This window comes from Grimontia hollisae CIP 101886, assembly GCF_000176515.1.
GTDB classification, from domain to species: domain Bacteria; phylum Pseudomonadota; class Gammaproteobacteria; order Enterobacterales; family Vibrionaceae; genus Enterovibrio; species Enterovibrio hollisae.
Genome location: NZ_ADAQ01000009.1, coordinates 258,960 through 283,931, shown reverse-complemented (window position 1 = coordinate 283,931; position 24,972 = coordinate 258,960). Strand labels below are relative to the sequence as shown.

Here is a 24,972-nt window from a genome sequence, read left to right as displayed (position 1 = left end):
GCATCAGGCTCCATAGATAAGGTGTAGAGCCTTACGCTGCTTTTCAGCGCTGAAATTGCGGTTAAAGTCATCGACAGCTTTCGGGTAGTCGGGACTGTCCGGGTGTTTGCAGAATCTGATGATTTGCTCGGCCATGGTATCAGGGGAATCTGTCATGAACGGGTATTGCAGGTTTTGAGTGGCACCGATGACGCGCAGTACCATAGGGATATGCAGTTTTGCGGCTTCCAGAATAGTGAGAGGCATGCCTTCCCAAGCTGCGGTGTGAAGGTACAAATCCGCCTTTTTCAGGGCGATCATTAACTGTGGGTGGGGGATCATACCTGTCACGTCAACGCCTGCATCACGCAGTGCCTTTTCCATCTCAGGATCGCCCCCACCGAGCCAGTGAAATCTGATTTGACTGTACTCTGGGTATGCCTTCAGGCAGGTAAGGGTGTTGAGCAGAAACTGGGGATCTTTTTGTGGCGAAATACGCCCGGCTACCACCACGTGGAAAGGTGGGGCGGCCCGGGACGCGCCATCTGGCTTCATTGCCGAGTCAAGGTCAGCGTAGTTATTGAGGTGCACTGCGTTTTTAGCACCAAGTGCATAGCCCAGCTCGCATTCCCTTTCGCTGCAACCGGCAATGGTATCAATGCGTGACAGCCCAAGGGTCTCCAGTCGTGTATAAACATGCTGCATGACACCGGAAATATCACGGCGCTCAAATGCATAACAGTGGGGCGTGTAGACAATCCGGGTTTTACCTTGTTTGGGCAGAAAACGCCCCAGAAAACCCGCAAAGCTGGAATGCAGGTGGATCACATCTGGCTGAGTCTGTAACACGGCCTTTCTCGCTGCCCGGAAAAAGTCCAGCAGACCGCCTTCAACAGTCTGGATATGGTCAAACAGAGCAGTGATGGCCATGCCGGTATCGTCGTCCGGACGCAGGCGGGCAAACAGGTGATGGCGAATGGGGTCCCCTTTGGTCGACTTGGCGTAACTGCACAGCGCTGTCTGGATGCCACCGCCAAAGGCTTCTGTGATATGGAGGACAGTTTTCATCGCTTACTCCATTTCATTTTAAATTGTGCAATGTCTTCTTCGCTGTAGATGGCGCGGTACAGTGGCGCATCATAGAGGTGAAATAAGCGCTCAAACGGGTAGGTTTCTTTGAAGCGCTGGTAAAGCGCGGAGTACCATTTGTTGGTTGCCTCGTTACTGGATTGCAGCTGGAAACCGGGTGTAGCAAGGAAGTCAGCCAGCACACCGGCAGACTGGTTAATGGCTTCGCACTTCATCAGCAGCACATCCCGCCCGCCTTGCTCAATGCGCCAATGGCTCTGGCCCGGGTTCTGGATATGGGTGAGCACATCAACACCAAACCGGCGTTTCAGCTCCCTGTTGAACCAATCGGTGAAATACTCCAGACGCATCTGGGTTTCAAACGCATCGACGAGATGGCGAAGTGTTGCATCGATATCCCCATGAATGGCTTCGTTTTTCTTGCCGGCAATAAACTGGATATGCAGATCCTGGAAAAAACGGGAGACGACTGTAGCAATAGGATCGCGCACCAGCGTGATGATTTTCAGGTGATCACGTTTTTGCAGAATGCGTCTGCGGTGCGACAGGGTCAGCTTGTAGGCAGCACGGATAGGCCAGTCAAAAAAGCAGGCCACATCGCCGGTATTGCGGTACATCTGGAACTCTTCGTTGTCATCGAAGGTATGGAGGTGCCAACTGGGAATGCCAGCGTGTTCAAGGGACGCTTCTATCGATGATGAACCAACTTTACCCATTTGATAAACCAAGACAAAATCCGGCGCGTTCAGGGTCTGGTCGAATGCGCGTTGTCGGGCAAGGCTGAACTTCATTGTTTGTCCTCTTGGTGGGCAATAAGGGAAAAAGATCGCGTGGCAGGTGCACTGGGCTCTGGCCTGCCCACCACTCGGGTGTTAACGAAAAATGGAAATAAAAACATCAGCATAATGGTGCTGTTGACCGCAACAAACAGCACCATAGCGAGAATGTAAACCGCAAGCAGAAACGCCACGGGGTTAACAAAGCGTTGCCTGAACAGTCGACGCAGCCCCAACAGGAAGCCGCCAATCAAAATGGCAAGCCCTACCAGACCATATTCAATCGCTACGTCCAGGACGAAGTTATGGGTGTAGATGGCCAGTTCCTGATTCTGGAAGTAATTGGCGATATACATCGGCAGCATTTTGGGGCCAACCCCGAACACGGGATACTCCAGAAACAGCGAGAAGCCGTTCGCCAGCAGGAGCTTGCGCCATAATTCTGAGTCCCAGCGTGCCTCTTGCTGATCGGCGAACAGAATGTCGAATTGGGTAAATTCAAATGTATCAAGCAGTGCGTCGGTGCCGGCAAGATACCAGCCAGAAACAAGAGCCAGTCCCCCCCCGAGAAGACCCAGTATGCCCAGTGCGACAGCCGTTTGTTGCGAGCGGGGATGGGAGATTTCCCGGCAAAAGAGGAAATCACAGATAACCAACGCGGCGACGCCCATCAGCGCTTTACGCTCCCCAGACATCAGCAACATCACCATGGCGATGGCTAACATCAGGTGCCCAAACCGGATCTGTCGGCGCAGGATATAGAGCAGGGCACAGGTAAAGCCGAAGAAATACTTGGTGTTTTCGAGTTGCTTGAAGTCACGCACTGTCGAATACATCAGGTGCCAGCCTGCGGTGTACAGCGCCCCGAGAAAGGTATACACAGTGACCAGAGTAAGAAAGCGTGGGGAGGCCAAAAGTCCTGCCTGATGAAGGACGCCAAGAAAGGCGGCCACAGAAAGCCACTGCACCATTTCAATGAGCACCAGTTTGACCGGTACATTACTGACAACACCTGCCAGTGCAATGTAGGCAACGAAGACCAGAATAAAACCACTGGCCCGTACCGTGGATTGCAGCAACTGGCCACGACATGCTGTCAGGCCAAGAAAACCCAACGCCATGATACCCACCAAATCAGCAAGGTATAATGAAATGCCCGCGACAGTGACCTTCATGGGGACAAAAAACAGGACAACGGCAAGCGCTGCGGCATGTTCAAGCGGTTTGATCATCCACTAACCCCTGATAGGCCTGATAGTACTGGTCCCGAAAGGCGTCCAGTGTGTACAGCTGGCAGCGCGAAAGTGAACGTTTTGACGCCCTGGTGTATTGCTCTGGATTCTCGCAAATCGCGGAGACAGTGTGGGCCAGCGCCTTGTCATCGCCTAACGGGAACAGGTAATCATCAATGCCGATGACCTCATCAATCCCCTGCACATTGGAGGCCAGTACCGGCAGTCCGGCGGCCATCGCTTCCACCGCAGCAAGGCCAAAGCCTTCAATGATGGTGCTCTGCACATAGATATTCAGACTGTCCAAAAATGCCGGAATGTCCGAACGGACACCATGAAACACTACCCGGCTTTCCAGGTTCAGTGCCCTGACCAGGGCTTCGTATTCGTCACGGCGTTCCCCATCACCGGCAAAATGGAGCTCATAGCGTGGGGGCAATTGCGCCAGCGCACGTATCAGTGTGGGATGGTCTTTATAAGGGTGCAGGCGACCCACCATACCCATCCGCACGGTTGCGTCACCCGCCGGTGGTTGTTTCTCCTCCATCGAGAACTTGCTCAGATCGATGCCATTGAAAATCACGGAGTAGTGCTTTTTCCAGCGTGGGAGAAAGTCTTCCAGAGCGTTTTTTACCTGATTGGTGATACAGACCGTTTTTTGGTAGCGCCAGTACAGCAGCCATTCGAATGGCTTCATCCACCCATGGTCGCGGCGGCGGTTGTGGGTATTGTGCTCGGTCTGGATTCGCTTTTTGCCAAAAGCCGCCAGTGCAATGTAGATAGAGGGAAACAGGTGGCCGTGTACTACATCGGGCCAGCGCAGGATTTGCCACTTTTCTTTCAGTGTCAGGTTTCCCCAGACCAGACATTCCACCCCGGCCGCCTCGAGCACCTCTGAAAAGTCATTCATGTTATTGAGTATGACGACTTTGCTCACATAGCCGGCAGGTGTCGGGCACACCAAATCGACGACAAAACGCTGTGCGCCGCCATTACGTGACAGATCGTTGATGATGTGCAGTACGTTTACCGGCATGTTGGCACTTCTCTCCCGTTTGGCGTTGATGGTCAGTGTGTCCATATAAATATTGTTGTTACTCAATGGACAGGGTGTCCCATTCTGGATAGTGCTCGCGGATATACCGGTTCAGGGCGATTTCCGCGGTGGTATAGCTGTGTTTGTTTGCCTGCTTATGCGGGGCATGCACGGTATCTACCATACCGGCACCGACCGTGATGTTGCTCAGGCGGTCAATGACAATAAAAGCGCCGGTTTTGTGGTTCTGGGTGTAATTGTCTGTCGCAACCAGGGCGTTGAGATGCAGTTCTACCTTGCCGATTTCGTTCAATGCGAGTTCGGTGGCGGGCAGGGTCTCAAAATTATTGATATCAACCTTGTGTGCAATCTCGGTGATACGCCCGGTGACATTGAGACTCGCGAACTTGAAGTCATAGTCACGTTGGGTTTTCATCGTATCTTGTGACATCCAGACAATGTTGGCAGACAGGCGGTCAGTGACTGCTGGGGCCGTATCCGGGTGAACCAGCATGTCGCCGCGGGAGATATCGATTTCATCGGCAAGCGTCACAGTGATGGCATTTTTGGGGGCGACGGCATCGAGTTCGCCGTCATAGGTAACGATCGAAGTGACGGTACTTTGTTGGCCTGAAGGCAACGCCATCACGGTATCGCCCTTGCGCAGAATGCCGGAGGCCAGCGTGCCGCAATAACCACGGAAATCGAGGTTGGGGCGGTTAACGTATTGCACCGGAAAGCGCATCTGATCGAGGTTCTGGTCGCGGGTGATTTCGACACCTTCCAACACGCCCATCAGGGAGGGGCCTTGGTACCAAGGGGTGTTTTCGCTGTTGCTGACCACGTTGTCACCGGCCAGTGCCGAGATTGGCACATAGCGCACATCGTGAATGCCAAGCTGGTTTGCCATCGTCTGGTAGTCTGCCTGGATACGCTCAAAAACGGTCTGGTCAAAGTCGACCAAATCCATTTTGTTGACCGCAACCACCACATGGCGGATACCCAGTTGGCTGACGATATAACTGTGGCGACGGGTCTGGGTCAGCAAGCCTTTACGGGCATCGACCATCACAATCGCCAGTTCGCAGTTTGATGCTCCGGTGGCCATGTTGCGGGTGTACTGCTCGTGTCCCGGGCAGTCAGCGATGATGAATTTGCGCTTTTCGGTCGAAAAATAGCGGTACGCCACATCAATGGTAATGCCCTGCTCACGTTCAGATTGCAGGCCATCGACCAGAAGGGCCAAGTCGAGCGCTTCACCGGCGTTCCCCACACGGGCATTGTCCTTGTGCAGGCTGGTGAGGTGATCTTCAAAAATCAGTTTAGTGTCAAACAGCAGGCGGCCAATCAGGGTTGATTTGCCGTCATCCACGCTGCCGCAGGTGAGCAGGCGCAGTAAATCTTTGTTTTCGTGCTGATGGAGGTACGCTTCGATGTCCGTTGCGATCAGCGATGAGCTGTGGCTCATGGGTCACTCCTTGTGCCGGCAAGCAAATAGTCTTTCATTCAAGTGTCGAGGCTTAGGTGTAGTTAGAAGTAGCCTTCGCGTTTTTTCTGCTCCATGGAGCCCGCCTGATCGTGGTCGATCACACGGCCTTGTCGCTCTGACGTTTTGGTCAGCAGCATTTCCTGGATGATTTCTGGCAGCGTGGCTGCGGTTGATTCCACTGCACCGGTCAGCGGGTAGCAGCCGAGCGTGCGGAAGCGGACCGACTTCATTTCCGGCTTTTCACCGGGCTCCAGCGGCATGCGATCGTCATCCACCATGATCAGAGTGCCGTCACGTTCTACCACCGGGCGTTTTTCCGCGAAGTAGAGCGGGACGATGTCGATATTTTCCAGATAGATGTATTGCCAGATATCGAGTTCTGTCCAGTTCGACAGCGGGAATACCCGGATACTTTCGCCCTTGTTGACGCGGCCGTTGTAGATATCCCAAAGCTCCGGACGCTGGTTTTTCGGATCCCAGCGGTGGTGCTTGTCACGGAAGGAGTAAACGCGCTCTTTGGCACGGCTTTTCTCTTCATCACGGCGCGCACCACCGAAGGCAGCATCAAAGCCGTATTTGTCCAGCGCCTGTTTCAGCGCCTGGGTTTTCATCACATCCGTGTGCTTGGCACTGCCATGGGAGAAAGGCCCCATGCCCATGTCGACACCTTCCTGGTTAATGTGTACCAAGAGGTCGAGACCATGACGCTTGGTGAACGCATCACGGAAGGTGATCATCTCCTTGAACTTCCACGTGGTGTCCACATGCAGCAGCGGAAACGGTGGTTTACCGGGGTAGAAGGCCTTCATTGCCAGATGGAGCATGACAGCGGAGTCCTTTCCGATGGAATACAGCATCACCGGGTTGTCAAACTCGGCAGCCACTTCACGGATGATGTGTATCGATTCGTTCTCAAGCTGTTTGAGATGGGTTTGGTTTAGCGAAATCATGTCCACCATATTGGGTCCTTTTTACGTTGCCAGCTGGTAACGCTGGTGGAACGCATCAATAAAATCGTTAAGCAATTCGGCGGGCAGGGCATTGATCCCTGCTGCCGCTTTACGGCCCCCTCCGGTTGGGAAAGAGGCTGCTAATTCGTCGGCACCAGTGCGGTTTTTGAGTGGCGCACGGATGCTGACCAGATAATTTCCGTCGACTTTCGCGGTGATCACTGCGTTAGCAACATTCGGATCGCGGTTGGTGAGATCGTTCGAATACACCCCGCTGATACGGCGTGCCCAGGCTTCATCCGGCAACATATATACCCGTGAACCCTGACGCTCAGAGTAAGGCATGATAGCGGCGGCTTTTTCGCTGTCGCTGAGAAAGCCGTTTTCCAGCGTGGCATACACATCCGGGCGTTCGGCGATAAAGCTGAACGGTGAAGGATAAGGCGCCATCAGGCGATAGATCTCTGCCGGTGCAAACAGCAGATCTGACAGGGAAGAACCGTAGCCGTTGTAGTTGAGATAGGTACCAAACTGCATCAGTTTGGTCCGGTCCTGTTCGCAAAGGCCTGCCTTTTTGGCCAGCACATCTGCGGTGGCAATCATATTGTCGCCATACGCACCCACTAAAGCCCATTCGCGGTAACGACCTTCGAGCAGTTTGTCGATGATAAGGCTGGTACAGGTGTTTGACGCCGTATTGATGTGGGTGGTCAGTGAGGGGTGCACCGGCACATCGCCCGGGTTATGGTGATCGGCATAGAACACCCGTACACCCTGCGACAGCAGGTTATCCAAGGCTGGCCTGTTTTTCTCCATCGCCACGTCCAGCACGGTGACATCCTGCGCCACGGCGGGATCCACTTGCTTTAACAGGACAATATCGCGCTTCACCCCTGTGATTAACACGCTGTCTTTTGGGGTGGCAAGGCGGAGCTGGAGCAGGGCGCAAATCCCGTCGGCATCGCCATTAAAAATATCAAAACTGGTTTTCATTATTCTTGTTGATCCTTGCTCTGGAAGCCATTAGCTCGCTTCTAAGGTGTTATCATGTTGTTTGTTATTGTTGTAATAACCATAGTGCAGCTTGTATTTTTCCTCCGCGTGTTTGGCAGAGAGCTGGTTGAGAACCACGCCATCGATGGCAATGTCATGGCGAACGAGTTGGCTGATAGAACGGTTGATCTGTTTTTCGGTCGTGGATTCTGCTTTTACGACCAGGATCATGCCGCCAGCCAAACGCCCCAGGATCAGGCCGTCGCTGACCACCTGAATCGGTGGCGTATCGAGAATGATCCTGTCATAGCTCTGTGTCAGTTGGGTGAGCAGCGCTGAGAACTTGGTGGAACCCAGCAACTCCTGTGGATTCGATGGCAGCAATCCTGCCGGGAGGATATCGAGCTTCGTATCATCATCGTGATAAATGCAGTCAGCAACCGGGGCGCCCATCACCAACACATTACTCAACCCTGCCTGGTTACGGGGCAGGGCATAACGTTGCCCGACTGCCGGCATACGCAGGTCGCAGTCGATCAGGAGTGTGCGCTCCATTTTGGCCAGCGACTGGGCAAGATTCAGGGCAACCGTGGTTTTCCCTTCGGACGGTAACGATGAGGTGACGGCAAGCACATTACGTTTGCTGTTGGTTAACGTCAGCAGGATTGAGGTGCGGATGGTGCGGACAGACTCGCTGAACAAGGTTTCGTCCGGATCAAGATAAACGGTGTGATCAAGCGGTGCATTCTTAAAACGCTTCCCTTTTACCCGGGGCAGGAATCCGAGATGTTGCAAGCCCAGCTTCTCCTCTATGTCGTCAGGCTTTTCAATGGTGTTGCGATAAGCATCTGCCAAAAACGCGCCCACAATGGCCAGAAGAAAGGTGAATGCGGCGCTGATCACGATTAATTTCGATGTCTGGGGGCTGAATGGTTCCTGGGGCACAGTGGCGCGGTCGGTGAAACGCGCTTGCACGGCTTCAAAGTCACTGGTGGCTGAGGTTTCTTTCTGGCGGTTCAGGAAGATGTCATAGAGCTGCCGATTGGCGTCGACATCGCGTTTAAGTGATTCATATTGTGCGCGTTTGGCACTGATTAACTGGTAGTCATTTTTTTTGCTTTCCAGCTCGGCAGCCAGCACCCGTTCTTGCTGGCGGGCGCTGTCGAGTTCTTTTTCAATGCCTTGTGCCAGGTTATAAAGCACGGCATACATGCGCTGGCGCACGGCATCGAGCTGAGCCTGAGCCTGGATCATCTTGTCGTGTTTGGGGCCATAGCGCTTGGAGAGCTCAGAGACTCTTCTCTCCGCGTCTGTTTCGGCATTTTTGACATCCCTGACTTGCGGGTGGTTAGAGATTTCGGGCACTGCCATCAAGCTGGCATTGGCGTTGTTTCTCAGCTGGGAGAACAGGCTCTCCGCGGCGACGCGACGCTCACGGGCGTTGGCCGAACGAATAGACAGGTTAGTGAGCTCGTTGCCCGCCAGCTCATCAATGTCGCTGAGTTCAATCAGCCCTTCTTCTTTGAGAAAAGTCGTCAGGGCCTGTTCGGCAGTATTCAGGTTTTCTTTCAACTCGCTCAGGCGCTCTGTGATCCAGAAAGAGGCGGTTTGCGTCGCCACCAATCGGGCTTCAAGGTTGGACTCGATGTACGCCTGCCCCAATGCGTTGGCAACGCTGGCGGCAAGTTCCGGATCGGTCGAGCCAAAATGGATGTTGACCAGTTGCGTGTTGCGGATAGGACTGATGGTGAGGTGAGATTTGAATTTTTTCAGCACCGCCTGGCGGGCTGCCGATTCATTCATCAGTTCAGCATGGGACACGGGTTCGGGAAGAAATTGTTGTAAAGGGGCAATGTTGTAGAGAAGGCGCAACAATTTATCGCGACCGGAAGGTTCCCCAACCTGATTGTTAAATTCCCGGATATTGGCAATACCGAGCTCTTCAATCACCTTTTCGGCGATGTGGTTGGAGCGCAGGATCTCAAACTGGGTCTGGTAATACTCTTTTTGGCTGGTGTCGAAGGTATAGACCTCTTCGATAGAAATGGCGTTGTTCGCCTCAGATTCAATCAGCAGGGTTGCGGTGGCGCGGTATACCGGCGAGATAGTCAGGATTATCACGGTGGCAATCAGGGTCATCGTCGTCACGAAGAAGGCGATAGGGAGCCAATAACGCCAAATGACGCTGATGTAGCGCTTAAGATCGAGGCGCGCTGGCTCAATGGCCTGATTTGGCTCGATAAGTTTCATTGTGTTGTCGTCCTTTTATTCTTTATTCTTCCGTGCGCAAAAAATAGCGGGTTAGTCAGGCTGGCTTCTTTAAAAGAAGCTCTGTTCAACCACGATGATGTCGCCAGGGCCAACCGCTTTTGACAGGCCAACATTCTTTTCTGTGTTTCCGTTTTGAGCTTCTGTCTGTTGAATTTTGTTTCGTGAAGCGCGGTCGGTAAAACCGCCGGCAATGGCAATGGCCTTACCGATTGTCAGGCCCGGCTGGTAGTCGTAGCCACCGGGGTGGTGCACTTCACCATTGACATAAAACTTACGGAATTGAATCACGTTGACCGTCACTTTCGGATCAACCAGGTAGTCACCGCGCAAGCCGCTTTCGATGATGCGCTGCAATTGCCCGACACTTTTCCCTGCGGCTTCAAGGCGACCCAGGTAGGGGTAGTCAAAGCGGCCCCGGGTGCTGAGGAGGATGTCCATGGAAAGATCTTCCTCGCCATACACCTTGATAGCGATACGGTCACCATCGCCCAACACATACTGTTCGGTAGCATGAACCGGCATGATGGAAAGCATCAGCAGTGCGAAAAGTAAAATACAACGTTGCCTCATCACAAACTCACCTCTGTGCCAATAAAGAATCGGGTCTGGTCATAGCTGTAACCTGTTAACGTCGAATCGCGCTCAAGCCAGTTCACGCCGGCAGAAATGTCCCACCACCTCGCCATACCGTAAGTGGCACTCAGACCAAACTGTGAATCCTCATCTTTGCGAAGCCCCGGGTAATCATTGGTGCCGTAACGTGCTGAAGCCACGGTCTTCACCAAGGGGGTCCATTTATGCTCCCATTCCATTTGGACAGACTGATCCTCAACATAGTCAGCGTTGAGGTTAGGGTCACGGGCAACATCGCGCCCTTCAAGACGGAGCTCGCTGTAATCCGTTGGCTGCCAGGCAAGGTTCAGCCGCCAGCTGAAGCCCTGAAAATTGTCACGTCCGGTGCTGTCAAAGTCTTTGTTTTGAAAGCCCAGCAACAATCGCCCCTGGGTTTTTCCGGTGACATTCCAATCGAGACCGCCGTAAAGAAAAGAATTTTGGTTGTCCCGGGTTCCCCCCGGGCCGGTAAAGGTTTCGTCGTAACTGCGCAGTTCATGGCGCAGGACGGTGACTGCGCTGAAGTAACTTGACACGGCATAGTAAAACTCGCCAGCGAGGTAAGGCTGATCCCAGTTGAAAAAACGGGTATCCACGGTTGCACCGTTGGTGCGCACGAACATTTTGTCGTTGTATGTTTTCTTTTCATAACCAACAATGCCCACCAGACGCCCGGGTGCGCCGTTAGCGCCATAGACATAACGGGCGTAGGCATCGTGGAACTGATAGCGAAGCGGCTCAGCGACCGACAGGCTTGAGCCTTCCGTCAAGCCGGTCCCACGCGCTTCATTGGCTATTCGGTAGGTATAGTCAACATGCAGGCGGTGACGGATATCAAACAGCCAGAATCCATTGCTGTGCAGTTGATGGTTGATGTAGTTATCCTCATGGCTGTCGGTGAAGCTCACCGCATCAAAGCCATAGTCAAACTGATAGGCAGAACGGCGCGTCTCAAGTTGGGCCATTACTTTGGGAGAGACAACATACATGGGGGAGTCGACAGGGGCATTTTCTGTCCGGCGTACATTGTCATCGTGTCCCGCGGTGATGCCCAGTGTCGGGGTGATGTCGATACCGTTTTCCGTTTGGTAGGGTATCGGTTCTACGGCAACGGCTGTAAAAGGCATGAAACCCAGGACAGAGAACCACAACTGACAACGTTTCACATCTTTCTCCTTTAGTAAGCCGTTTTACCGACAAAGCCCTTGAACACGGTGGCAAAAACAATTTTGATGTCCATCCACAGCGACCAATTCTGGATATATTCCAAATCGAACTGGATCCGTTTTTCCATTTTGTCCAGGGTGTCGGTTTCGCCCCGGTAGCCATTGACCTGCGCCCAACCGGTGATGCCTGGCTTCACTTTATGGCGCAGCATGTAGCGATCTACGATGGCGCGGTACTGTTCGTTGTGTGCTACTGCATGTGGACGCGGTCCAACGATAGACATAGCACCTTGCAGCACGTTGAAAAACTGCGGCAATTCATCCAGTGATGTGCGGCGGATAAACGCACCGAAAGGCGTTATACGGGGGTCGTTCTTGGTCGCCTGCTTGACGACGTCGCCGTTATCCATGACTGACATCGAGCGGAACTTCCATACTTTGATTTTGCTGCCATCCAGCCCGTAGCGGTATTGTTTGAAGATCACTGGACCCGGTGAAGAGAGTTTGACCCCAATGGCAACGGCGATCAGGATGGGAGAAATAAGTACCAGGATCACCAGCGACAGCACGATGTCTTCCAGCCGTTTGGCCCATGCAGCGATACCACTGAATGGCGTGTCATGGACACTCAGGGTGTGAACATGGCCGATCGTCTGCCAACGGCTATGGAGTAAGTTATAAGTAAAAAAGTCCGGTACCAGATAGGTTGTGGCGGTGGTGTCAGCAAACTGGTTGAGGTAACGGGCAATGCGGTCTTTAGCATGCATAGGCATGGCAATATAGATGTGCTGCAAATCCCCCTGCTTGGCGAGCTCCAGTGCATCATTAACATTGCCCAGCATGGGGGCGGGCAGGCTACCTTCAATACGATCGCTGCTGCGGTCTTCATAAAAGCCCAGCAGAGTGATGCCCAATGTATGGTTACGCTGAAACTCCTGAGCAAGTTCAATGCCGTTGGCTGTCGTTCCTATAATGGCGGCGCGGCGGGTATTAAAGCCATGGTTACGCAGGCGGCTGAGCGCAGCCCTTGCCAGGAATCGCCAGAGTGCCAGGCCAACGGCTGCACCGATGAACCATAAGGTCATCACAATGCGGGAGAATTGAATGCCGCTTTTACTGAAGAAAAAGTAGGTGACAAGCAGTAAAAATGCCCCTACCCAGGGCATCAGGGTTGCAACCATTTGTCCCTGGAAGTTACTGATGCGCCAGGAACGGTACAGGTGTGAGCTTTCGGCAAACAAAAGGTAGAAAATGGAGGCTAACGTCGCCAGGTGTAGCCAGGTATTACTGATCTCACCAAGGTAGAAATGGCTGACGATTGCCAGGGATCCGCTGATAACAGCCAAATCACACAGTCGATATAGGATGGCAAACTCCGTTCCATGTGTGCGTATTTTTCTACTATCCATGATGTCTATCCATGATTTGGGCTCATTTTTTGTGAACCGGGCTGAAAGTCCCTGGATTCATGTCACTCATTCTAGTTGAAAAATGAATCACACATCCCAAGCTTTCCTGCACAGATTTGACTTTCAACTAGTTTCGTATATCTAAATTTCCGACATGTAAGTTAACCAGCATGTGACCAATGAGAGAAGATGAACTTAGTTCGATTTTGGTGTGTGACACTGGGGCTACATCATCATGATGGTGTTTTGACAACGGTTCATGGGCGTTAAAAAATACCGACAATGAGTGATTTCCATCACAAAAATTGCAGTGTGGTGTGTCTAAAGTGAGATTTTAACCAAGGCATTTCCATCCTATTTCTCATGCAAAAATGGTCGTAATTCATCCACTCTCATGCCTGAGTACGAAGAAGGTATGAAGCATGCTTGATGGCGATCACTGTTCACGAAATGCCCGGTTCAGGCTTTCTGTCAGCGGTTTCAGTAAATACTCGATAGGCGTGCGTGGTTCGGTGAGTAACATCACTTCTGCCTGCATCCCCGGATACAGCTCAATACCCCCTAAAATATCGTTGATGTTATCAATGAGTTTGACGCGCGCCAGGTAATAAGCGAGGCCAGACTGTTCGTCAACCAGGCGATCGGCCGAGACTGTCATCAGCTCACCTTCGAGGGGCCTAACGCTGCGCATACTGAGAGCAGTCAGGCGGATCTGTGCTTTCATGCCCGCGCGGACCTGATCGATATCGGACGGATCCACTTTGGCCTCGATCACCAGGCTTTCATCACTGGGTACGATGTCAAGCAGGGGCTGGCCCGGTGTGATCACCCCTTCTTCAGAGAAAACCTGAAGATTAAGTACGGTGCCGGAAAGGGGGGCTTTGATGGTGGTACGGTCCAGAATGTCTTTAGCCGCGGCGATTTGATCATCCAGTTCATAGCGTTCCTGACGGCTTTCGCGCAATCCTTCCACGATCTCCCTGACACGCTCCAGTTCCTGTTCTTTGAGTTGTGCCAGATTTTCTGCAACGTTCTGCTGCAGGCGGCTGGCATTGGACTGAAGCTGACTGATGGTGCTCAGAATTTGAGCTTCTTCACGCTCAAGACGTAACACTTGGGTTTTGCTGACATACCCTTTTTCTGCGAGCTGACGGTTACCGGCGATCTCTTCACCAATGATTGACAGGCGCCGTTTTTCTATCTCCAGGCGCTTTTTCTGCCCATCCAACTCAGCGGTGTTTTGTGCCAGTTGTTTGTCGATGATCTCGGTCTGGGAGTCAAAGAAGTCACGACGGGCCTCAAAGATGCGTTGTTGGTTTACCAACAGTTCTTCTACACGTGGGTTGTCTTTTTCCATCAGCAGGGCATCCGGGAAGGTGATGTCCGGTTTGTTGTCGCGCTCTGTGATAAGGCGGGCCTCGCGGGCCAGGGCATTGCGCTGTCGGGTGGTCAGCTGTTCCAGTTGGGTACTGGCCTGTGTCTTATCAAGGTAGATAAGCGGGTCACCTTTGGCGACATCCACCCCTTCAGCCACCAGGATTTTGTCAATGATACCGCCTTCAAGGTGTTGGACGGTTTTGCGCTGGCTGTCGACCGTGACAACACCTGGGGCGATAGAAGCCCCTTCCAGGGGACTGAATACCGACCAAACACCGAAGGTGCCAAGGAACAAGGCGATGGCGCCAAAACCGATAATGACCAGTCGTCGGATTGCAGGGATCTCGTTCATTTCTGGCCTCCTTTCTGCGCAATGGCGGCGCTTTGTTCAAGGAGCGGTTTCAATACCTCATCCCGCCCTCCGAATGCACGGATTTGCGCATCCTGTAACACCAGAAGTTTGTCCATCGACTGCATCATACTGGGTCTGTGGCCAACCAAAATAATGGTGGCTTTGCGGGATTTGAGGTAAACAATGGCGCGTTGCAGTGCTGCTTCACCTACGCCGTCGAGGTTGGCATTGGCTTCATCAAGCACGATCAGGCTGGGATCGCCATACAGTGCCCGGGCCAGCGCGATACGCTGGCGTTCGCCACCGGATAGGCCAAGGCCGCGCTCTCCAACGACCGTGTCATAGCCTTGGGGCTGACGAAGGATAAGCTCGTGGCAGCCTGCTAATTTGGCGGCATGGATCACTTTGTCCGGCTCCCCGTCTGACATACGGGCAATATTCTGGCGAATGGTACCCGGGAACAGTTCGACATCCTGCGGCAGGTAGCCGCAATGTGGACCAAGATCGTCCGGATCCCATTTGGCAACATCCATATTATCCAGCCGGACCGTACCGGCGGTGGGAGTCAGGTTACCGAGGATCAAACGGGCAAGGGTAGATTTTCCTGTGCCGGATGGACCGATAATACCCAGCGCTTCACCCGGCTCCAGTTTGAAGTGAATGCCATGAAGTACCGGCTCTGCGCCGCCCGGATGAAAGTAGGTGACTTTCTCAACGGAAACGTGTCCTTTCGGCTTGGGCAGTGGCATGGATTTAGCCCGCTCTGGGAAAGCAGGAATTTGTTCTTTTAGACGCCGGTAGCTCTGGCGTGCAGAAATGGCGGTACCCCATGCGCTGATAGACTGTTCAACCGGTGCCAATGCCCGGGCCATCAGAATAGAGCCTGCAATCATGGCACCGGCTGTCATTTCGTTTTGAATGACCAGGTATGCACCGACCCCCAGCATGGAGATTTGTAACAGCATACGGATGAACTTGGAACTGGCGGTCAACAGGGCCCCTTTTGAATTGGCAGCCACTTGCCCCTGAATGCTGTCATTATTGAGTGACGTCCAGTGTTTAATGAAGTTTGGCATAATGCCCATTGCTTCAATGGCATCGGCGTTGCGGGCGGCGGATTCGGCTTGCTGCATTGCCAGAATAGAGGATTCATTGGCTTTTTTATGTGCTGCACGGGTGGTGATGTCGTTCAGGATAGCGATAGAAAACAGGATCAGGGCACCCACGGTGGCAATAATGCCAAGCATGGGGTGGAGCAGGAACACAAACCCGAGGAAGACCGGCGTCCATGGTGCATCCAGAACCGGAATAATCGCGTTGCCACCAATAAAGGCACGAATGGCTGTAATGTCCCTAAGGCCTTGTACTGAGGCCGATAACCCCTGGCGTAATTGCAGGGCAATGCTGCCGCTCAAGACTTCCGGAGAGAGGCTTTCATCGAACCAGGCGCCGATGCGTACCATGATCCGGGTACGCACGTTTTCCAGTACTGCCATGATGAACAGGGCAAAAACAGTGATCACTGACAGGAGTAACAGGGTGTCAACAGATCGGGCACTGATCACCCGGTCATAGATCTGAAGCATGTAGATAGGCAAACACAGCACCAGCAAATTGATCACAAAGCTGAATGCAATCACAAAGATCAACGCCTTCTTACATTGTCCTAATGTGGTTTCTAATTGTTTTTCTGTAGTGAAAGACATGTTATATCCGACAACGTTCCATCGCTACACGTATGAATACCATGTAGCGAAGACATCGGGCCAAACAGCGCTGGATGACCCCAAAAAAAGCAACCAGCATAGAAATATACTGGTTGCCCTGAGTATAGCCCGGTTGAGTAAAACGAGGATGAAACCGCCTGTTAACAGGTCCGTAATGGTCATCACACTAAGCGGTATCATTTGCCTCCGTTATTGACAGTCAGCTGAAGATAACTTTGCAGCAAATTGACGGAGAAAAATGTCTCAATAGTGAGTTAGCTGAGGAGGTTACTGTCTGAACTTTATGACAAATGCTGATTATTCGTTAGGCGGAGACCATCGCCGATACTGAGAAAACAGAGGAAGATAAGGCAGCAGGCTGATGCTGCCGCCAAAAAAGGACGAGAAAGGGCATTAAACAATGTGGAAATCACTGTCAGACAGATCGCTGGCCGTCACATTGTTTAGAATGACCGAAGAGCCATCAGCAAGGCTGATCAGGGTATTGTTTCCTACCTGAGTCAGGCTCAGGGAGTCAAAGTCTATATCACCGGTTGCACGGATCCAAATCAGGTCAGTACCGATTTCGAAATCCACGACACGGTCATCTCCCGTACCATTGCCAAGGATCTGATCGAACATGAAAACGTCTTCGCCTTCACCGCCAAACAGGAAGTCGTTACCGGTTCCACTGACCAGTGCGTCATCGCCTTTGCCGCCAAACAGGATATTTGTTCCTTCACGGGCATACAGCAGGTCATTACCGATACCGCCATTGAGAATGTCATTCCCTGGCCCCGCCAGCAGAATATCGTTTCCGCTCCCACCGGCAACGTAATCATTACCTTCACCGCCCCTGACTAAATCATCGCCGGCACCACCGGTAATCCAGTCATCACCGCGACCACCAAAAACAATATCATTACCGCCAAAGCCAATTACTACATCATCTTCGTAGAAACCAAAGAGAATATCGTCGTCGTTGGTGCCAAACAGCAGGTCGGGATCGTGTGTTCCAAAAATAATGCTCATAATTGCTAACCCTCTTTTGATTGAAACTACCTTTGCCAAAGATATGGGATGCGTACGTCGACGGGTGAATAGATATGTCGTCGCATCGGTGCGAACAAACGGCGGGGCTTGCGTGTCTGTTATTTTTAACGCCAGTCCCCGTGTCGCTTTAAATACAGTGCATCAAAAGGTCAGAGGAATGTTGTCTTAGAAATGTGAAACACCGGGGAAGGCAAATGCACTGTCAGGTTTCCCGCGATGCATCTCAAATAAGAGTCATATTGACAGAGTCATAACAGGGAGAGGGAAAGTCCGGGTCAGACTTGGTAGTCTAACCCGATCACAGAGAGGTTGTTTTTGGCCCAGAAAACGGCCTGAACACGGTTTTTTACATTGATCTTTTTGAAGATGTTGTAGAGGTGCGATTTGACAGTGTGCTCAGAGACAAACAGGCTGTCAGCGATTTCGCTGTTCGATGCCCCCGTGACTAATTTGCGCAAGATTTGTTGCTCGCGGTTGGTCAGGCAAATTTCGGAATAGTCGATATTGTTGTTGTTTTGCTGGTAATAATGGATAAGTTCAGCAAGCTTCTGGCGTGGCAGCCAATACTCACCCGACAGCATTTTCTCGATGCCATGGCACAGATGCTCAAGATCGTCTTCTTTTTTGAAGACCCCTTTGATAAAAGGCCAGCTTGCCAGCTCTTTCGCAGAAAGGTCATGGGCATTAAACAGGGCAAAAACGTGTTGTTCGCTAAAAGGCGCCAGGCTTTGCTTCACAAAACCTACAGTATCACCTTCAAACGCACTGAGATCGATCAACACGAGACCGGAAGAGGTAGAGAGCTTTTCACTGATCTGTTGCTTCTCGACCAAAGAGACGGCACTTCTGATTTCTTTCTCCAGACAAGAGATCAATGCAGTGATGGTCATGCTGGGTTCTGAAACAAGAAGGATCGTGTATTTATCTGAGGTGCTCTCAATGTTTTGCATGTGTATCCCTAAATGCCCTTTAATTTTGTCTGCCACGTTTGCTGTCCAACAGCGAAACCATGAAAACGCATTCGCAGCATTCTAAAGCCCAATCACATGACGGTTCGTATCATTTTTACAACTGACACCTGAACCCTGCTGTGTAAAGCGTGCCCAAACTCATTGTTAGTCTAATACAATTTATTTTCGGTCGCTGATTTCTCATTAACAGATTTCACTCTTACATTGCCCGTTCCAACTGGTTGCATGTCAGTCACAATGTCAGCGCTAAAGGCTGTGACGAAATTTTTCTCATCTGTTATCATCGCTGCTTACCTGTCACCCACGTGATGAATGAAGAAAGGTTTGGGAGCAAAATATGGCCAGCCGTGGAGTAAACAAAGTTATCTTGATTGGCAACTTGGGGACCGATCCTGAAGTTCGCTATCTGCCAAATGGCGGTGCGGTTGCCAATCTGACCGTTGCGACCTCAGAAACGTGGCGCGATAAGAACACCGGTGAAAACAAGGAAATGACCGAGTGGCACCGTGTGGTGATGTACCGTCGTCTGGCTGAAATTGCAGGTGAGTACCTGAAGAAAGGTTCAAAAGTGTATCTGGAAGGTCGTCTGCAAACCCGCAAATGGCAGGGACAGGACGGTCAGGATCGTTATACGACAGAAATCATTGCCAACGAGATGCAAATGTTAGACAGCCGTGGCGCGGGTGGCAGCATGGGCCAAGGCGCACCGATGCAGCCGCAACAGCAGGGCGGTTGGGGTCAACCACAGCAGCCTTCTTACCAGCCGCAACAACAGCAATCTGCACCTCAGCAGCAGCCACCTCAGCAGCAGTACAACGATCTGCCTGATTTTGACGACGACATTCCGTTCTAGGCGCTATCGAACTCCTGCAACCCCGCTCTCTGCGGGGTTTGTTTTTTCTGACATGAGAAAACGTTACCTGATGGCAGGTCAGTGACCCACTTTCTGTTTCAGAAAATCAATAAACAGGCGGGTTTTAGTGTGGTTGTACTCCAGTTTAGGGTAATAGGCATACGCTGCGCTTTTCGGTTGGCGCAGGTCGGGCAACACGGGGACCAGCAACCCCTGATCCAGTTCTTTCCTGACGGTGACATCCCCAACCAAAATGATCCCAAGTCCGGCCACGGCTGCATTCACCAGTGCTTCGGGGTTTGGCGAAACAAAGTTTCCGCTCAGGCGCAGTTTGCGGCCGAGTTCAAACTCGTGCTCCTGTGGGTGACTGGACGAACCGTAGAGTAGGCAGTTGTGGTGTAAAAGCTGTTCTGGTTCAACAATGGGAGGATGCTGAGCCAAATAGGCCGGGGACGCAAAAAAACGGGGTTGGAATTCGAACAGCTTAGTGGCAATGAAACTGGCTGAGTTGAAATCCGCCAGTTCGCGGGTGATCACCACATCAAGGTTGGGATCGGGTAATTGTCCCGGTGCCAGCGTGTGCAGTTCAACCTGTATATTGGGATAGGTTGACAGGAATTCACCGATATTGTTCACCAGCAGGCGGCTTCCTGTAGCGAGCGGTGCCCCCACCCGTAACACCCCGCTCACTTCACCATAGGTAGAGGTGGTTTCAGACACCAATTGTGTCCAGTCGTCCAGCAATAATTTTCCCCGCTGGTAAAATAGACGGCCGGCATCGGTCATCGTCAAGGTGCGGGTGGTGCGCTTTAAAAGTTGTACGCCAAGCTGGTTTTCCAGCCAGGCCAGGCGTTTAGACAGCGCCGAGCTTGAGGTGTTGAGTTTGGTGGCCGCTTGGGCAAGTGACCCCATTTCCACCACGGTGACATAACTTTTCGCGCAGGTAATCCAGTCCATTTATTGGCCCATTCTGATGTTTATCAATTGCGTATCGACTTTGCGTTCACTTTCCCCTGTAGAGGGACGATAATAACCCAATAGACCGCTTAATAAAGTGGATCAATATTTTGCGTCGGGGGTTGCGCCAGTCTTTCTGGTCAGTGATCCGTACATGCTTTTGTTTGGATAGTCCATGAGAAAAGTCGCTGGAATGAAACTAACCAACCGGTTAGTTGCTTTTGTAACGCTTATCGTTGTCTGTGCCATGTTCGTGCTTTTCATTGGTGGTGCGATCAGTTTCCGCAAGTTGGGGACAGACTTTCTCTCGCATTATCTGGGCGAAGTGGTGACGGAAATCGATACTGCGATTGCCAATCCGGTATCAAACGACAATATCAGCCTTTGGCTGCCGCAGCTGTTGAAAGCCAGCGACATTGTCGAGTTGGAAATTAGCAGTAAAACCGGCCTGCTATATCGCTATGAACAAATCTACACCACAGCAAAACCGCTGGAATTGATAGAAAACCACTTCGATCTGCCGAATAATCCCGGTTTTTATATCACTATCAAATCGGTGCCGCCGTATGCCGATTTTGCTTATTCCATTGGTGCGATGTCGTCATTGTCACTGGCAGTGTTAGTGATTGTATTGGCGCTCTATTGGGGCATCAAATGGCTCCGTACCCAGCTTATCGGTGCGGAATTGCTCGAACATCGGGGTCGGTTAATTCTGGCTGGCCGTGCGGAAGACGTGCACACCGGGGATGAGCGTGAATGGCCAGGCACCGCCAGTTTGGCCCTTGACCAAATGATCGCTGAGCTGCGTGATGCCCGCCAGGAGCGTAGCCGCTTTGATACTTTCATCCGCTCAAACACCTTCCTCGATAAAATCACGGGAGCGGCAAATCGCGTGATGTTCGACAACCGCCTGCAAACCCTGCTTCAAGACAAAGGCGCACAGGGCGCAGTGTTGATGCTGCAAATTGGTGACTGGGATACCTTGAATCATGAGCTTGGGAAAGAAGGGGCAAATGAATGGGTAAAAGAGGTGGGGAATGTGTTATCCAATGCGATTCTGCGTTTTCCTGATGCGGTGCTGGCCCGGTATTACGATACGGAGTTTGCGATTCTGTTGAGCCACCAATCTGCCAAGGACGCCCGATTATTTGCCAATCAACTGATGAAAGCACTGGCGAGACTTACGCCACCGCGGGCCTTGGATGGGGAAAACTGGGCACACATGGGGATGACCTTCTTTACTACCGGCGAGCGTCGGGGGCGTTTGATGGAAGAAGTCGACATGGCCAAGCGCAGTGCTGTATTACAAGGCAGTAATGGTTGGTATGCCTTCAAGAAAGAGACTGTATCTGATGAGGCTGGCCGCGGCAGTGTGCGTTGGCGAACCCTGCTGACCCGGGTATTTGAACAGGGAGGGCCGGATTTATACCGCCAGGTGATGAAAGATGTGGATGGGCATGATCTGCACATTGAGCTTTTGGCACGGATAAAAGACGAAAATGGGCTGATCATCAAGGCATCACGGTTTCTCAATGGCGTCGAACTGGTCGGTATGAACAGTAAACTGGACCGAAGTGTGGTGAGTAAGGCCTTGCGCTTGCTGAGTACCGGTGATGGACGTGAAGTGTTGTCGATCAATGTCTGTGCCCAATCGCTGGGCCAGCAGGCATTCCAGATCTGGTTGCGTGACGCCTTGTTACAGACGCCGCGCAGCGTGCTCAACCGCCTACAGATTGAAGTCTCGGAAGCGCCGCTGGTGAAACACTTCGACGCGGCGAGGCCAACACTACGTATGGTACGGGCATTCGGTTGTGCGGTGGTGGTCGACCAGGCTGGCCGTTCGGTGGTCAGTACTCACTACGTCAAAGACATTCAACCGAAATATATCAAGCTGCACCGAAGCTTGATCCGTGACATTCACCAGCGCCCTGAAAACCAGCTTTACGTGCGCAGTATGCTGGGTGCCTGTGAACCAACGTCTACCCAAGTCCTGGCTGTGGGTGTTGAATCGCAGCATGAATGGAACACGCTGGTACAACTTGGGGTGATGGGGGGACAAGGCCGTCTGTTTGGGGCAGAGCTATCGTCCAGTCCTGCCAGTCGGAAACGCCAGCGCTGGCGTAAACCATGACACCGCTCGAATCTTGTTGATAAAGCGCGCTTTCACGGCCATAAAACTGCGATATGTAAACTTATTATTTGTCAGAAAACCTGATAAAATATGGTGTACTTCAGTCATCTTTTTGATATTGCTGGGTTTTATTTGGGCGCTCACCGATGGCAGTTTCCACCCTCTTTACACGCTTCTCATTAGAAAGGCAGCGCGATGTTGTCAGCTTGGTTGTATCAGCTGAACAGGTAGTGATTGCCTATCATGACAGCCATGGTAAGCCTCAGTCAGACACAAAACCGGTTACACACTCTGATCCCTGGAAGGTGGCCACACAGCTGATTTCCCTGCATGGGGTCAATAAAACTGATGTCCAGCTGGTACTCGGGCATGGCCTTTATCAATCCCTGCTGATTGATGATCCGGGCTTACTGGATGAAGACAAGCGATTGGCATTGCCATTCAAGTTGAAGGATTTCATTTCTGACTCGCCGTCTGACATTGTCGCAGATGGTTTCTGTTCGCCGGTTGCCAATCGTTTCCTGGCGTTTTTTTGTTACAAACAGCCACTTATCCAATTCAGCAATACGCTGGAAAAGCGTCAGTGTCAGCTCACTCACGTCTCCCTTGAAGATGTCACGCTACGCCAATGGACCGAACTGGATAAGACCGAAATGGTCCTGACCCGGGATGGGCAGGGGGTATTACAGTTGGTCGCTTTTCATCGGGGAAGCCTTTGTTTTCAGCGCCAAATCCGTGGGGTGACACTGGATAGCCAAAGTATGCAACCTCTGGTGATCGATGATTTGGCGTTGGAAGTTCAGCGTTCACTCGATTATATGCGCTCGCAGCTAAAGGGTGATCAGGTTACCGGTCTGGTGGTGAGCGTGCAGGGTGTGGATGACACAGAGTTGGCGTTTCAATTGTCGTCCCGCCTGTCTGTGGCAGTACGTCCACAACAGCTTTTCAATGCGGGTGAATATTATCAGCACATGGCGATTGCGGCGCTGGACCCTGGTTACTCACCGGATGTGAACCTGTTCAGCGATGATCTTTCGCCCAAAGCCCCGCTTCTGACTTTCGAAAAAATGTTACTGGTGTGGGGGTTAACCGCATTGTTGATCGTGTCAGTGACCGCTTACCAACAGTTTGCGCTGGGGCGGGCAAAACAACACTTTTCGCAGGCAGACCGAGAACGCCAGACTGCGCAAAGCCTGTCTGATGAGCTCAATGAACAACTTGCCCGCCATGTGCCGTCTTTAAGCCTGGTGAATGGCATCACAGACAAAAAAGCGGTGATCAATGCCAAACGCCGGGCGCTTGATGCGGTGAAACGACACGACGCAGCTTTGCAACAAGGCCATGCTGATACCTTCAGGGCGCTGGCTTCACTGTCACGCCGGGATATTTCTCTGAATGCTATTTCCGTCAGCCAGGATGCACTTGACCTGAAAGGCACTGCATCAACACCCGCGTCTGTTCCTGCCTGGTTGACCTCATTCCGTACCCAGTCGCCGCTGGCAAGCCGCATGTTTGAGCAGATGATATTGGACCGCGATGAGGACAATCGCCTGAGCTTCAATCTGGTCTCCAGACGTGGCAAGGGAGAAAGTGAACAATGAGTCCGTTGTTATTCCGTGTCAAAGGTGCTTTTGAGGCGCTTAGTTCCCGTGAGCAATGGATGATCGCGATCGCAGGTTGGATTGCGATTCTTGGCCTTGGTGTGGCGGTGTTTATCGAACCTCAGGGCAACGCGCTGGCACAGCTGGATGCCCAGATCATGCAATCTGAACACACGACCCAGGATTTGCAGGCCCTGAATCGACTGAAACAGGAAAAGCTGCAATCTTCGCCAAATACCGAACTGGAAGCGGAGCTTGAGAGGCTCAACCAGACCCTGTCTTCACTTGACAGTGAAATCGCGCGCAAAGTGGATGGTTTGGTGAGTGCCGCGCAAATGTCGGCATTGATGGAAAGCGTACTCCGACAATCCGATCGCCTGACCCTGATGTCTATGCGTTCGCTGTTGCCTCAGAAATTGATCGATACTGATGACGTGGGTTACTACATGCATCCGGTCGAAATCACGCTGCAAGGGCGTTATTTCGATATCGTTGATTACCTCAGTGCGCTGGAAGCGTTGCCGGTGAAATATTACTGGCGCAATGTGGACTACCGGGTGACGGAGTATCCGATCGCGGAAGTGACCATTGGGGTTTACACACTGGGTGAGAGCCCGGAGTTTATCGGGGGCATCGATGACGTTACGCAATAATAGTGTACTGACAATGTTTGTACTTTTGCTACCGCTAACCGCTTTAGCAAACAGCGATCCGACTGCGCCGCTGGGCGTTACGCCTTCCCGTCAGCCTACCCCAAAAAAGGTATACCGGTTACCGGAACTGGATGCTGTTTTGTGCTCGGCAGATGGCCATTGCTCTGCCGTGTTTAATGGTAAACGTACAACTCAAGGACAACGTATTAATGGCTATACCGTTGCCCAGATTAATGGAGAACGCGTAACGCTGACCCGTAATGGCAAGCGTTGGGCATTGACCGTATTTAATGAGCAGGTAGTACAGTGAAAAGAT

At 52.0% G+C, this 24,972-nt stretch carries 21 protein-coding genes; 5 read left to right on the top strand and 16 right to left on the bottom strand.

Going from position 1 to position 24,972, the window contains the following annotated elements; translation table 11 throughout:
- Positions 1 to 3: 3 nt before the first annotated feature.
- From VHA_RS04650 to VHA_RS04580, 15 genes are all read right to left on the bottom strand, one after another.
- A complete protein-coding gene (locus tag VHA_RS04650; RefSeq protein ID WP_005502282.1) occupies positions 4 to 1,047 on the bottom strand; it encodes a glycosyltransferase family 4 protein in 1,044 nt (347 codons plus the stop codon).
- On the bottom strand, positions 1,044 to 1,859 hold the full coding sequence (locus VHA_RS04645) for a putative capsular polysaccharide synthesis family protein (protein ID WP_005502281.1): 816 nt from the start codon (positions 1,857 to 1,859) through the stop codon (positions 1,044 to 1,046). Before VHA_RS04645 ends, VHA_RS04650 begins: the two co-directional genes overlap by 4 nt.
- Positions 1,856 to 3,076, bottom strand: coding sequence for an O-antigen ligase family protein (locus tag VHA_RS04640; protein WP_005502280.1), 1,221 nt, complete (start codon positions 3,074 to 3,076; stop codon positions 1,856 to 1,858). Before VHA_RS04640 ends, VHA_RS04645 begins: the two co-directional genes overlap by 4 nt.
- Entirely contained in the window at positions 3,060 to 4,112 is a 1,053-nt protein-coding gene (locus tag VHA_RS04635; RefSeq protein WP_040528226.1) for a glycosyltransferase, read from the bottom strand. The genes VHA_RS04640 and VHA_RS04635 overlap by 17 nt, the downstream gene beginning before the upstream one ends.
- A 58-nt stretch (positions 4,113 to 4,170) precedes the next feature.
- Positions 4,171 to 5,580: a sulfate adenylyltransferase subunit CysN gene (cysN, locus tag VHA_RS04630; protein ID WP_005502278.1), complete on the bottom strand. Its 1,410-nt coding sequence runs from the start codon at positions 5,578 to 5,580 to the stop codon at positions 4,171 to 4,173.
- Between the two features lie 62 nt (positions 5,581 to 5,642).
- Positions 5,643 to 6,560 (bottom strand): sulfate adenylyltransferase subunit CysD, encoded by a 918-nt coding sequence (gene cysD / locus VHA_RS04625; RefSeq protein WP_005502276.1) that lies wholly within the window; start codon positions 6,558 to 6,560, stop codon positions 5,643 to 5,645.
- Between the two features lie 12 nt (positions 6,561 to 6,572).
- Complete coding sequence (locus VHA_RS04620; RefSeq protein WP_005502273.1) at positions 6,573 to 7,544, bottom strand: DHH family phosphoesterase; 972 nt, start codon at positions 7,542 to 7,544, stop codon at positions 6,573 to 6,575.
- Between the two features lie 30 nt (positions 7,545 to 7,574).
- Positions 7,575 to 9,794, bottom strand: coding sequence for a GumC family protein (locus VHA_RS04615; protein ID WP_005502272.1), 2,220 nt, complete (start codon positions 9,792 to 9,794; stop codon positions 7,575 to 7,577).
- 69 nt (positions 9,795 to 9,863) lie between these two features.
- Positions 9,864 to 10,385 carry a polysaccharide biosynthesis/export family protein gene (locus tag VHA_RS04610; RefSeq protein WP_005502268.1) on the bottom strand — a complete coding sequence of 174 codons (522 nt, stop codon included), beginning with the start codon at positions 10,383 to 10,385 and terminating at the stop codon, positions 9,864 to 9,866.
- Positions 10,385 to 11,593: an outer membrane beta-barrel protein gene (locus VHA_RS04605; RefSeq protein WP_005502266.1), complete on the bottom strand. Its 1,209-nt coding sequence runs from the start codon at positions 11,591 to 11,593 to the stop codon at positions 10,385 to 10,387. The genes VHA_RS04610 and VHA_RS04605 overlap by 1 nt, the downstream gene beginning before the upstream one ends.
- Positions 11,594 to 11,604: 11 nt before the next feature.
- Positions 11,605 to 13,002: an undecaprenyl-phosphate glucose phosphotransferase gene (locus tag VHA_RS04600; protein ID WP_005502265.1), complete on the bottom strand. Its 1,398-nt coding sequence runs from the start codon at positions 13,000 to 13,002 to the stop codon at positions 11,605 to 11,607.
- Positions 13,003 to 13,438: 436 nt separating this feature from the next.
- The gene (locus VHA_RS04595) at positions 13,439 to 14,731 is read right to left on the bottom strand and encodes an HlyD family type I secretion periplasmic adaptor subunit (RefSeq protein WP_005502264.1); all 1,293 of its coding nucleotides are present in this window, start codon (positions 14,729 to 14,731) and stop codon (positions 13,439 to 13,441) included.
- Positions 14,728 to 16,437, bottom strand: coding sequence for a type I secretion system permease/ATPase (locus VHA_RS04590; RefSeq protein ID WP_005502263.1), 1,710 nt, complete (start codon positions 16,435 to 16,437; stop codon positions 14,728 to 14,730). Before VHA_RS04590 ends, VHA_RS04595 begins: the two co-directional genes overlap by 4 nt.
- A 414-nt stretch (positions 16,438 to 16,851) precedes the next feature.
- Positions 16,852 to 17,469: a calcium-binding protein gene (locus VHA_RS04585; RefSeq protein WP_005502262.1), complete on the bottom strand. Its 618-nt coding sequence runs from the start codon at positions 17,467 to 17,469 to the stop codon at positions 16,852 to 16,854.
- Positions 17,470 to 17,765: 296 nt separating this feature from the next.
- On the bottom strand, positions 17,766 to 18,440 hold the full coding sequence (locus tag VHA_RS04580; RefSeq protein WP_005502261.1) for a LuxR C-terminal-related transcriptional regulator: 675 nt from the start codon (positions 18,438 to 18,440) through the stop codon (positions 17,766 to 17,768).
- A gap of 358 nt (positions 18,441 to 18,798) precedes the next feature.
- Here VHA_RS04580 and VHA_RS04575 point away from each other — a divergent pair, with 358 nt between their 5' ends.
- Positions 18,799 to 19,314, top strand: coding sequence for a single-stranded DNA-binding protein (locus tag VHA_RS04575; protein ID WP_005502260.1), 516 nt, complete (start codon positions 18,799 to 18,801; stop codon positions 19,312 to 19,314).
- A 78-nt stretch (positions 19,315 to 19,392) separates the two neighbouring features.
- Here VHA_RS04575 and VHA_RS04570 read toward each other — a convergent pair whose 3' ends face one another.
- Complete coding sequence (locus VHA_RS04570) at positions 19,393 to 20,271, bottom strand: LysR family transcriptional regulator (protein WP_005502259.1); 879 nt, start codon at positions 20,269 to 20,271, stop codon at positions 19,393 to 19,395.
- Between the two features lie 175 nt (positions 20,272 to 20,446).
- On the opposite strand from VHA_RS04570, the gene csrD reads away from it, so the two are divergent.
- From csrD to VHA_RS04550, 4 genes are all read left to right on the top strand, one after another.
- A complete protein-coding gene (csrD, locus tag VHA_RS04565) occupies positions 20,447 to 22,402 on the top strand; it encodes an RNase E specificity factor CsrD (RefSeq protein WP_005502258.1) in 1,956 nt (651 codons plus the stop codon).
- Positions 22,403 to 22,548: 146 nt separating this feature from the next.
- Positions 22,549 to 24,003, top strand: a complete 1,455-nt coding sequence (locus tag VHA_RS04560) for a hypothetical protein (protein WP_005502257.1) — start codon at positions 22,549 to 22,551, stop codon at positions 24,001 to 24,003.
- Entirely contained in the window at positions 24,000 to 24,656 is a 657-nt protein-coding gene (locus VHA_RS04555; protein WP_005502256.1) for a type II secretion system protein M, read from the top strand. Before VHA_RS04560 ends, VHA_RS04555 begins: the two co-directional genes overlap by 4 nt.
- A complete protein-coding gene (locus VHA_RS04550) occupies positions 24,640 to 24,966 on the top strand; it encodes an MSHA biogenesis protein MshK (RefSeq protein WP_040528203.1) in 327 nt (108 codons plus the stop codon). Before VHA_RS04555 ends, VHA_RS04550 begins: the two co-directional genes overlap by 17 nt.
- Positions 24,967 to 24,972 lie beyond the last annotated feature (6 nt).

Excerpts from the sequence above, each read along its gene's own strand:
- VHA_RS04650 (WP_005502282.1), bottom strand. The coding sequence starts at position 1,047 with ATGAAAACTGTCCTCCATATCACAGAAGCCTTTGGCGGTGGCATCCAG.
- VHA_RS04645 (WP_005502281.1), bottom strand. The coding sequence starts at position 1,859 with ATGAAGTTCAGCCTTGCCCGACAACGCGCATTCGACCAGACCCTGAAC.
- VHA_RS04640 (WP_005502280.1), bottom strand. The coding sequence starts at position 3,076 with ATGATCAAACCGCTTGAACATGCCGCAGCGCTTGCCGTTGTCCTGTTT.
- VHA_RS04635 (WP_040528226.1), bottom strand. The coding sequence starts at position 4,112 with ATGCCGGTAAACGTACTGCACATCATCAACGATCTGTCACGTAATGGC.
- cysN (WP_005502278.1), bottom strand. The coding sequence starts at position 5,580 with ATGAGCCACAGCTCATCGCTGATCGCAACGGACATCGAAGCGTACCTC.
- cysD (WP_005502276.1), bottom strand. The coding sequence starts at position 6,560 with ATGGTGGACATGATTTCGCTAAACCAAACCCATCTCAAACAGCTTGAG.
- VHA_RS04620 (WP_005502273.1), bottom strand. The coding sequence starts at position 7,544 with ATGAAAACCAGTTTTGATATTTTTAATGGCGATGCCGACGGGATTTGC.
- VHA_RS04615 (WP_005502272.1), bottom strand. The coding sequence starts at position 9,794 with ATGAAACTTATCGAGCCAAATCAGGCCATTGAGCCAGCGCGCCTCGAT.
- VHA_RS04610 (WP_005502268.1), bottom strand. The coding sequence starts at position 10,385 with ATGAGGCAACGTTGTATTTTACTTTTCGCACTGCTGATGCTTTCCATC.
- VHA_RS04600 (WP_005502265.1), bottom strand. The coding sequence starts at position 13,002 with ATGGATAGTAGAAAAATACGCACACATGGAACGGAGTTTGCCATCCTA.
- VHA_RS04595 (WP_005502264.1), bottom strand. The coding sequence starts at position 14,731 with ATGAACGAGATCCCTGCAATCCGACGACTGGTCATTATCGGTTTTGGC.
- VHA_RS04590 (WP_005502263.1), bottom strand. The coding sequence starts at position 16,437 with ATGTCTTTCACTACAGAAAAACAATTAGAAACCACATTAGGACAATGT.
- VHA_RS04585 (WP_005502262.1), bottom strand. The coding sequence starts at position 17,469 with ATGAGCATTATTTTTGGAACACACGATCCCGACCTGCTGTTTGGCACC.
- VHA_RS04580 (WP_005502261.1), bottom strand. The coding sequence starts at position 18,440 with ATGCAAAACATTGAGAGCACCTCAGATAAATACACGATCCTTCTTGTT.
- VHA_RS04575 (WP_005502260.1), top strand. The coding sequence starts at position 18,799 with ATGGCCAGCCGTGGAGTAAACAAAGTTATCTTGATTGGCAACTTGGGG.
- VHA_RS04570 (WP_005502259.1), bottom strand. The coding sequence starts at position 20,271 with ATGGACTGGATTACCTGCGCGAAAAGTTATGTCACCGTGGTGGAAATG.
- csrD (WP_005502258.1), top strand. The coding sequence starts at position 20,447 with ATGAGAAAAGTCGCTGGAATGAAACTAACCAACCGGTTAGTTGCTTTT.
- VHA_RS04560 (WP_005502257.1), top strand. The coding sequence starts at position 22,549 with ATGGCAGTTTCCACCCTCTTTACACGCTTCTCATTAGAAAGGCAGCGC.
- VHA_RS04555 (WP_005502256.1), top strand. The coding sequence starts at position 24,000 with ATGAGTCCGTTGTTATTCCGTGTCAAAGGTGCTTTTGAGGCGCTTAGT.
- VHA_RS04550 (WP_040528203.1), top strand. The coding sequence starts at position 24,640 with ATGACGTTACGCAATAATAGTGTACTGACAATGTTTGTACTTTTGCTA.